Here is a 7,253-nt window from a genome sequence, read left to right on the forward strand (position 1 = left end):
AACTAAATCGTTACCTGTCGTGACCTGTCACACAGCTCTGCCAGCGCCTCCGCCGTCACAGGCGAAACAGCGCCTTCTTCGGTGACGATCGCCGTCACCAGCTCGGGAGGCGTCACGTCGAACGCCGGGTTGTAGGCCTGGGTCCCCAGGGGTGCCACCGGAATCCCACCTCCCGCTCCCGACACCGTCACTTGCGGTGACGTGATCTCCGTCACTTCGAATCCGGGGCGCTGCTCCACCTCGATGGACGCCCCGTCCGGCGTGCCCGGATCCACCGTCGTCACCGGTGCCACCACGATGAACGGCACATGGTGGTACCGGGCGAGCACGGCGAGCGGATAGCTCCCCACCTTGTTCGCCACCGAACCGTCGGCGGCGATCCGGTCCGCCCCGATCAGCACCGCATCCACCTCCCCGGCCGCGAACAAGGAGCCCGCCGCGTTGTCCGTGAGCAAGGTGTACGCCATACCGTTGCGCGCCGCCTCATAAGCCGTCAGGCGAGCACCTTGCAGCAATGGACGCGTTTCGTCCACCCACAGCCGCCGCAGCCGCCCGTCCCGGTGCGCCGCGAGCGCCACCGCGAAGGCCGTGCCCTCGCCGCCCGACACCAGTGCTCCGGTGTTGCAGTGCGTCAGAATCCGGTGCCCGCCGCCGGGCAGCAGCTCGTCCAGCAGGGCCAGCCCGTGCGCGGCCATCCGTGCGCTGGCCTCGGCATCCTCCCGGTGCAACCGCCGCGCCGCCGCCAGCGCGGCCCCGGCCGCCTGATCGGGATCGCCTCCCTTGGCCACCGCGTCATGGTGCGCGGCCTGGGCCCTGCGCACGCCCACGGAGAGGTTCACCGCGGTCGGCCTGGCGCCCGCCAGCGCCAGCGCGGCCTCGTCGACGTCGAAGCCCCGCGCGGCGGCGAGCGCGACACCGTATGCCCCCGCGATGCCGAGCAGCGGCGCCCCGCGCACCGCCAGCGAGCGGATCGCGTCCACCAGCGCGGAGGCATCCGTGCACACCAGCTCGACCTCCTCGGCCGGCAGCCTCGTCTGGTCGAGCAGGACCAGTACAGGCCCCTCGGGGGGCTCGTCCCAGCGGATCGCGGGTATCTCGGTCGACCGGCCGTTCTCGCCGGATTGCGCGTACTGATCAGCCATGCGGTCAGTCTGCCCCGTATCCGGCGGACAATTGAAGGTGTGCAGCCCATACCGCGGCCGGTCACCGGTCGACCACCCCATGGCACGATGGCTGCCAACCTGCCGCCGCGCCCGCGGACGGGCACCGTGAAGGAGCGACGATGAACGACACTCCGGGCTGGGCCTCGCCCGGATCCGCGCAGCCCGACGGGCCCGAGCCCGGCGGGTCCGGCCCGGCCGAGCCCGGGGACGGCTCCGGCCCCGCACAGCCCGCGGACCAGCCCGGCACGGACCCGTCGGGCACCGGCCCGCAGTGGTCCAAGGAGCAGCCGCCACCCACCCAGTGGTCCGCGCCCACCGACGCCCCGGGCCGGGGCCAGGCACCGCCCCCACCGCCCGGCCCCGGCTGGGGCGGAGGCCACCCCGGCGGCCCGGCAGGCCCCGGAGGCCCCGGAGGCCCCGGGGGATACGGCGGGCCCGGCGGTTACGGCGCTCCCGGCTGGGGAGCCGGCTGGGGCGGTCCCCCGCCCGCGGCCAAGCCCGGTGTGATCCCGCTCCGCCCGCTCGGCGTCGGCGAGATCCTCGACGGCGCCGTCTCCACCATGCGCACCTACTGGCGCACGGTCCTCGGCATCTCGCTCAGCGTCGCGGTCGTCATGCAGACCATCGTCGTCCTCGTCCAGGGCTTCGCCTTCAGCGACCTCACCAGCACCAACGCCCTCGATGACCCGAACGCCAGCGCCTCCGAAGTGACCCGCGGCATGAGCGAGGCCTTCCTCAGCACCGGCGTCGTCTACCTGGTCGCCCTCATCGGCACGGTGATCGCCACCGCCCTGCTGACGACCGTCACCAGCCGCGCGGTGCTCGGCAAGCCGGTCACCGCCACAGAGGCCTGGCGTGACGCCCGCCCCCAGGTGCTCAAGCTGTTCGGCCTGATCTGCCTGCTGATCCTCATGGCCATCGCCCTGATCGGCGTCCCCACCGTGCCCGGCATCATCGTGGCCGTCACGGGATCCCAGGACGGGGGCATCGCGCTCGCCGTCATCGGTGGCCTCGCCGGCTGCGTCGTCACCCTCTGGCTGGCGATCCGCTTCTCCCTGGCCTCGCCCGCACTGATGCTGGAGAAGCAGGGCATCGTGAAGTCGATGAGCCGCTCCGCGAAGCTGGTGCGCGGCTCCTGGTGGCGGATCTTCGGCATCCAGCTGCTTGCCCAGATCATCGCGAGCATCCTGTCGTCCATCCTCGTGATCCCGTTCGCCTTCATCGCCGGACTGCTGAGCGGCGACGGCCTCGGCGGCCTCGTCAACGGCACCGGCGACGTCGGCTGGACGTTCCTCATCATCAGCGGCCTCGGCGCGGTGATCGGCCGCATGATCTCGTTCCCGATCACCGCGGGCGTCACCGTGCTCCTGTACATCGACCAGCGCATCCGCCGCGAGGCCCTCGACCTCGACCTGGCCCGTGCCGCCGGCGTCCAGGACTACGGCACCGCCGCCCCCGGCCCCACCCCGGGGAGCTGATGCGGTGAGCCTGGCGGGGGGAGTTCTCACGGCGGTGCCCGCGGCGCTGCCGCACACCGTCGAATCGGCCACAAGGGCACTGCTGCGCGCCCACGGCATCGTCGTACAGTCGTCGGCCCTCTCGGGAGACGAGCCGCCGGTGACGATCCCGCGCGACCCCGCGCGGGAGGCGGCCCGGCGTGAACTGTCCAAGCAGAGGTACCACGAGAACGACCCCAGCCTGGTGCAACGAGCCCTGGACGCCATCTCCCGCTGGGTCGACAAACTGTTCAGCAGGGCATCGGAGGCGACACCCGGCGGAACGCTCGGCCTGATCGTCGTCATCCTGGTCGTCCTCGCGGTGGTGGCCGCCCTCTGGTGGCGCCTCGGCACCCCCCGCCACGAACCCGCCTCCACCGCCGCCCTGTTCGACGACCGGCCCCGAAGCGCCGCCGAACACCGCTCGGCCGCCGAGGCACACGCCGCCCAGGGACACTGGAACCCCGCCGTGCAGGAACGCATGCGTGCCATCGTCCGCTCCCTGGAGGAACGCGCCCTGCTCGATGTCCGCCCCGGCCGCACCGCCGACGAGGCGGTGGCGGAAGCCGGCCGCGCACTCCCGTCGCACACGGACGAACTGCGCGCCGCCGCCGGACACTTCGACGACGTGACGTACGGCGGACGAGCCGCGAGCGAGCAGTCGTACCGCCACATCGCCGAACTCGACCGCGGCCTGGAGCGGACCAGGCCCGTCCTCACGAACAGCGCCCACAGCACGGCCCACCACACCAGCCAGGGGGCCGCCGAATGACCACGGAGGCGACGCTTCCCGCCACCTCGGCCTCGCCCACCGCCCGCCAGGTGTGGACCCGCGCGCGTGGCATCGTCCTCGCACTCGTGGTCCTCCTGGCAGCCGCCGTGGCGATCGCCGCGATCCGCTCCGACGCCCGGCACGGCGACCTCGATCCGCGCTCCGCCGACCCCTACGGCAGCCGCGCCGTCGCCGAACTCCTCAGCGACCGGGGCGTGTCCACGCGCGTGGTCTCGACCCTGGCCCAGGCCCGCGCCACGGCCGGCCCGGACACCACCCTCCTGGTCGCCGTCCCGGACCTGCTGACCAAGCGTCAACAGGCCGTCCTGCACGCGGCGTTCGCGAACTCCGGCGGCCGTACGGTCCTCGTCGCGCCCAGCACGCCATCCCTGAGCCGGCTCGCCCCCAAGGTCACCGTGGACTCCGGGCCCAGCTTCGACTCGCCGCTCTCCCCCGACTGCTCGATGCCCGCCGCCCGGCGCGCGGGCGACGCGGAAACCGGTGACTACCGGTACACGACCACGGCCACCGACGCCGACGAGTGCTACCCCAGCAACGGCCGACCGACCCTGCTCCGGCTCCCGGACGCGTCCGCGGGCGGCGACACCGTGGTCATCGGCGCGCCCGACATCTTCTTCAACAAACGTCTCGACAAGCAGGGCAACGCCTCGCTCGCCCTCCAACTCCTCGGCTCGCGGCCCCATCTGGTCTGGTACCTCCCCTCGCTGTCCGACAGCTCGGCCACCGCCTCCGGCAGCCAGAGCCTGTTCGACCTGCTCCCCTCGGGCTGGCTCTGGGGCACGCTGCAGCTGTTCATCGCCGCAGCCCTGGCCGCCCTGTGGCGGGCACGCCGACTCGGCCCTCTGGTACCCGAAAGACTCCCCGTGGCGATCCGGGCCTCCGAAACCGTCGAAGGCCGCGCCCGCCTCTACCGCAAAGCCAACGCCCGCGACCGCGCGGCCACCGCCCTGCGCTCCGCCACCCGCAATCGCCTCGCCCCCCTCGTAGGCGTCCCCGTCTCCCAGGCGCACGCGCCCGAAGCCCTGCTCCCCGCGCTCTCCGCCCACCTCCATGGCGACGGACAGACCCTGCACTCCCTCCTCTTCGGCCCGCCGCCCAGCGACGACACGGCCCTCATCGCACTCGCCGACCAACTCGACGCCCTCGAAAGAGAGGTACGCCGTCCATGATGGACCCGACCACTGACAACGCCGGGCCTGCGGGGAATCCGGGCGCCGCCCGAGCCTCCCTCGAATCCCTGCGCGCCGAGATCGCCAAAGCCGTGGTCGGCCAGGACCCCGCCGTGACCGGCCTCGTCGTCGCCCTCCTCTGCCGCGGACACGTTCTACTAGAAGGAGTCCCCGGAGTCGCCAAAACGTTGCTCGTCCGAGCCCTCGCATCCGCACTCGAACTCGACACCAAGCGCATCCAGTTCACCCCGGACCTGATGCCCAGCGACGTCACCGGCTCCCTGGTCTACGACACCCGCTCCGCCGAGTTCCGCTTCCAGCCCGGCCCGGTCTTCACCAACCTCCTCCTCGCGGACGAGATCAACCGCACCCCGCCGAAGACCCAGTCGTCCCTCCTCGAAGCGATGGAGGAACGCCAGGTCACGGTCGACGGCACCCCGCGCCCCCTCCCCGACCCCTTCCTGGTCGCCGCGACGCAGAACCCCGTCGAGTACGAGGGCACGTACCCCCTCCCCGAGGCCCAACTCGACCGCTTCCTCCTCAAACTGACGATCCCGCTCCCCTCCCGCCAGGACGAGATCGACGTCCTCACCCGCCACGCCGAAGGCTTCAACCCGCGCGACCTGCACGCCGCCGGCCTGCGCCCCGTAGCAAGCGCGGCCGACCTCGAAGCAGCCCGCGCGGCGGTCGCCAAGACAACGATCTCCCCCGAAATCACCGCCTACGTAGTCGACATCTGCCGCGCCACCCGCGAATCGCCGTCCCTCACTCTCGGCGTGTCCCCGCGCGGGGCCACCGCCCTCCTCGCCACCTCGCGCGCGTGGGCCTGGCTCACGGGCCGCGACTACGTCATCCCCGACGACGTGAAGGCCCTGGCGCTCCCCACCCTCCGCCACCGCGTACAGCTGCGCCCCGAGGCCGAGATGGAGGGCGTGACGGCCGACTCCGTCATCAACGCGATCCTCGCCCACGTCCCGGTCCCCCGCTGATGGCTCTCACCGGCCGCGCCGCCCTCCTCGCAGCCCTGGGCTCCCTCCCCGTAGGCATCTGGGAACCCAGCTGGACAGGCCTCCTGGCCGTCAACGCCCCCCTGGCGGTGGCCTGCGCCTGCGACTTCGCCCTGGCCGCCCCCGTACGCCGCCTGAGCCTTACCCGCTCGGGCGACACTTCCGTACGCCTGGGCGAATCCGCCGACGTCACCCTGACCGTCACCAACCCGTCCCGCCGCCTGCTCCGAGCCCGCATCCGCGACGCCTGGCCCCCCAGCAGCTGGCTCCCCGGCACGGAATTCGCCGCGTCCCGCCACCGCCTGACGGTCCCGCCCGGCGAACGCCGCCGCCTCACCACCCGTCTACGCCCCACCCGCCGAGGCGACCGCCAAGCAGACCGAGTGACCATCCGTTCCTACGGCCCCCTCGGCCTCCTCACCCGCCAGGGCACCCACGCCGTCCCCTGGGCCGTACGCGTCCTGCCCCCGTTCACCAGCCGCAAGCACCTCCCGTCGAAACTCGCCCGTCTCCGCGAACTCGACGGCCGCACCAGCGTGCTGACCCGCGGCGAAGGAACAGAGTTCGACAGCCTGCGCGAATACGTCCCCGGCGACGACACCCGCTCCATCGACTGGCGCGCCACCGCCCGCCAAACGACAGTCGCGGTACGCACCTGGCGCCCGGAACGCGACCGCCACATCCTCCTGGTCCTCGACACCGGCCGCACCTCGGCCGGCCGCGTCGGCGACGCCCCGCGACTCGACGCCTCCATGGACGCCGCCCTGCTCCTGGCAGCCCTGGCATCCCGCGCCGGCGACCGCGTGGACCTCCTCGCCTACGACCGCCGGGTCCGCGCCCTCGTCCAGGGCCGCACCGCACGCGACGTACTCCCCTCACTGGTCAACGCGATGGCGACGCTCGAACCTGAGCTCGTCGAAACAGACGCCCGTGCCCTCGCCGCCACGGCAATCCGCACCGCACCGCGCCGCTCCCTGATCGTCCTGCTCACAAGCCTCGACGCGGCCCCGGTCGAAGAGGGCCTGCTCCCCGTCCTCTCCCAACTCACCCAGCGCCATACGGTTCTGGTGGCATCCGTGGCAGATCCCCACATCGCGCGCATGGCCACGGCTCGTGGAAACACGGAGGCGGTGTACGAGGCGGCAGCCGCGGCACGTGCCCAGACCGAACGCGACCGCACCGCAGAAAAACTCCGCCGGCATGGCGTCACCATCGTCGACGCAACACCGGACGACCTCGCACCGGCACTGGCGGACGCGTATCTGGCTCTCAAGGCTGCGGGACGTTTGTAATACGGGGGTCTGCTTAAAAATGCAGGCCCCTTTTCAGAGCCCCTTAAACGCAGAAAACCCCTGTACCGAATAAACGGTACAGGGGTTTTCGCAATATTTGTTCGGCGGCGTCCTACTCTCCCACAGGGTCCCCCCTGCAGTACCATCGGCGCTGTAAGGCTTAGCTTCCGGGTTCGGAATGTAACCGGGCGTTTCCCTCACGCTATGACCACCGAAACACTATGAAACACATCAACCGCACCACTACCGTGACCATGGCAATGGGGTTGTTCGTGGTTTCAGAACCAACACAGTGGACGCGAGCAACTGAGGACAAGCCCTCGGCCTATTAGT

6 protein-coding genes and 1 rRNA gene are annotated in these 7,253 nt (G+C 71.7%); 5 read left to right on the forward strand and 2 right to left on the reverse strand.

From position 1 onward, the window contains the following. Nucleotides 1-2: 2 nt before the first annotated feature. Complete coding sequence (gene mtnA / locus OC490_RS30120) at nt 3-1,142, reverse strand: S-methyl-5-thioribose-1-phosphate isomerase (RefSeq protein WP_262061155.1); 1,140 nt, start codon at nt 1,140-1,142, stop codon at nt 3-5. 140 nt (nt 1,143-1,282) lie between these two features. Here mtnA and OC490_RS30125 point away from each other — a divergent pair, with 140 nt between their 5' ends. The 5 genes from OC490_RS30125 to OC490_RS30145 are packed head-to-tail and all read left to right on the forward strand — an operon-like array spanning nt 1,283 to nt 6,920. After that, a complete protein-coding gene (locus tag OC490_RS30125; RefSeq protein WP_262061156.1) occupies nt 1,283-2,641 on the forward strand; it encodes a hypothetical protein in 1,359 nt (452 codons plus the stop codon). Between the two features lie 4 nt (nt 2,642-2,645). Further along, complete coding sequence (locus OC490_RS30130; RefSeq protein ID WP_262061157.1) at nt 2,646-3,431, forward strand: DUF4129 domain-containing protein; 786 nt, start codon at nt 2,646-2,648, stop codon at nt 3,429-3,431. Then, nucleotides 3,428-4,621 (forward strand): DUF4350 domain-containing protein, encoded by a 1,194-nt coding sequence (locus OC490_RS30135; protein WP_262061158.1) that lies wholly within the window; start codon nt 3,428-3,430, stop codon nt 4,619-4,621. Before OC490_RS30130 ends, OC490_RS30135 begins: the two co-directional genes overlap by 4 nt. Next, nucleotides 4,621-5,610: an AAA family ATPase gene (locus tag OC490_RS30140; RefSeq protein ID WP_262061177.1), complete on the forward strand. Its 990-nt coding sequence runs from the start codon at nt 4,621-4,623 to the stop codon at nt 5,608-5,610. Before OC490_RS30135 ends, OC490_RS30140 begins: the two co-directional genes overlap by 1 nt. Beyond that, on the forward strand, nt 5,610-6,920 hold the full coding sequence (locus OC490_RS30145; RefSeq protein WP_262061159.1) for a DUF58 domain-containing protein: 1,311 nt from the start codon (nt 5,610-5,612) through the stop codon (nt 6,918-6,920). Before OC490_RS30140 ends, OC490_RS30145 begins: the two co-directional genes overlap by 1 nt. A 99-nt stretch (nt 6,921-7,019) precedes the next feature. Here the strand turns inward: OC490_RS30145 and rrf are convergent. After that, nucleotides 7,020-7,136: ribosomal RNA gene (rrf, locus tag OC490_RS30150) — 5S ribosomal RNA — on the reverse strand. Nucleotides 7,137-7,253 lie beyond the last annotated feature (117 nt).

The sequence above is a fragment of the Streptomyces sp. STR69 genome (assembly GCF_024519455.1).
In the GTDB taxonomy this organism is placed as follows: Bacteria; Actinomycetota; Actinomycetes; order Streptomycetales; family Streptomycetaceae; genus Streptomyces.

Bases quoted from the DNA above. Each gene is read 5' to 3' on its own strand.
- mtnA (WP_262061155.1), bottom strand. From the start codon at position 1,142: ATGGCTGATCAGTACGCGCAATCCGGCGAGAACGGCCGGTCGACCGAG.
- OC490_RS30140 (WP_262061177.1), top strand. From the start codon at position 4,621: ATGGACCCGACCACTGACAACGCCGGGCCTGCGGGGAATCCGGGCGCC.
- OC490_RS30135 (WP_262061158.1), top strand. From the start codon at position 3,428: ATGACCACGGAGGCGACGCTTCCCGCCACCTCGGCCTCGCCCACCGCC.
- OC490_RS30145 (WP_262061159.1), top strand. From the start codon at position 5,610: ATGGCTCTCACCGGCCGCGCCGCCCTCCTCGCAGCCCTGGGCTCCCTC.
- OC490_RS30125 (WP_262061156.1), top strand. From the start codon at position 1,283: ATGAACGACACTCCGGGCTGGGCCTCGCCCGGATCCGCGCAGCCCGAC.